At 59.2% G+C, this 1,163-nt stretch carries 1 protein-coding gene; it reads right to left on the reverse strand.

What is annotated here, in order from left to right:
* Window positions 1-308: 308 nt before the first annotated feature.
* The gene (locus tag J6524_RS36995; protein ID WP_225678757.1) at window positions 309-845 is read right to left on the reverse strand and encodes an REP-associated tyrosine transposase; all 537 of its coding nucleotides are present in this window, start codon (window positions 843-845) and stop codon (window positions 309-311) included.
* Window positions 846-1,163: the final 318 nt, after the last annotated feature.

The raw sequence follows: 1,163 nt of genomic DNA on the forward strand, positions 1-1,163 counted from the left end.
TCGCTGCTGCAGCTTAACAAGGAGACGACAAGTCTTCGAGCGGGTCACGACACCAGCCCTCGAAGCGGAGTCCCTTCGCCGGGACGATGGATCAGGTCAGACCGTTACCCATCCAGTGGCGCTTGCGACCACGCGAAACGTAGATTGGTCGGCCTATCCTCTTCAGACCCCATCAGGTGGCGGCCCTGCGCCGACCCCGTACAGAAGCAAGACCCCGGCGAACGGTACGACGCCAAAAAGGGATTGACCTTCGAAGGCCCGTTACAGAAGGATGGGTAGAGCGCAGCGAAACCCATCACGTCGCCGCATCAAGACCGTTCGCCGAAACTTGCGCCCAACTCAGCGACATCGCCCGCCCAATCCTCGGGATAGATGCCAAGACGGACCATTCGATGAAATGACGAATGCGGCCAATCCCTCACCTGTCTTACCAGACCATGCTTGACCGGATTGATATGGACGTAGTCGACGTGACGCGCCAAATCGTCCTCATCGCGAATCGTATGCTCCCAATACCGCCGCTGCCAGATGCCACGCTCGCCTTTGGCGGCGCGGCTGGCTGAGACAGGTTCGCCGGCGGCGAAGTTGCGTGAGAAAGTAGATTTGATCAGCCGCCAGCGCGTCGCAAAATCCCGATCGCCTTCAGGCATCGTCCAGACCGCGTGTAGATGATCCGGCAGTACGACCATCGCGTCGATCGTGAACGGATGACGTTCGCGGGTCTCACGAAACGCAGAGCGGAGGACTTCAACGTATTCCGTCAGCAGTCCCAACCGCCGGTCGGCAAGATTGACCGTAAAGAAGAAACAACCGCCGGGGATGAAATTGCGACGGTACGCTGTCATAATCTGCTCGCATGACGAATTGATGGGTTTCGCTGCGCTCTACCCATCCTTCTGTAACGGGCCTTCGAAGGTCAATCCCTTTTTGGCGTCGTACCGTTCGCCGGGGTCTTGCTTCTGTACGGGGTCGGCGCAGGGCCGCCACCTGATGGGGTCTGAAGAGGATAGGCCGACCAATCTACGTTTCGCGTGGTCGCAAGCGCCACTGGATGGGTAACGGTCTGACCTGATCCATCGTCCCGGCGAAGGGACTCCGCTTCGAGGGCTGGTGTCGTGACCCGCTCGAAGACTTGTCGTCTCCTTGTTAAGCTGCAGCAGCGA

The organism is Bradyrhizobium hereditatis (genome assembly GCF_020329435.1).
In the GTDB taxonomy this organism is placed as follows: Bacteria; Pseudomonadota; Alphaproteobacteria; order Rhizobiales; family Xanthobacteraceae; genus Bradyrhizobium; species Bradyrhizobium hereditatis.

Bases quoted from the DNA above. Each gene is read 5' to 3' on its own strand.
- J6524_RS36995 (WP_225678757.1), bottom strand. From the start codon at position 845: ATGACAGCGTACCGTCGCAATTTCATCCCCGGCGGTTGTTTCTTCTTT.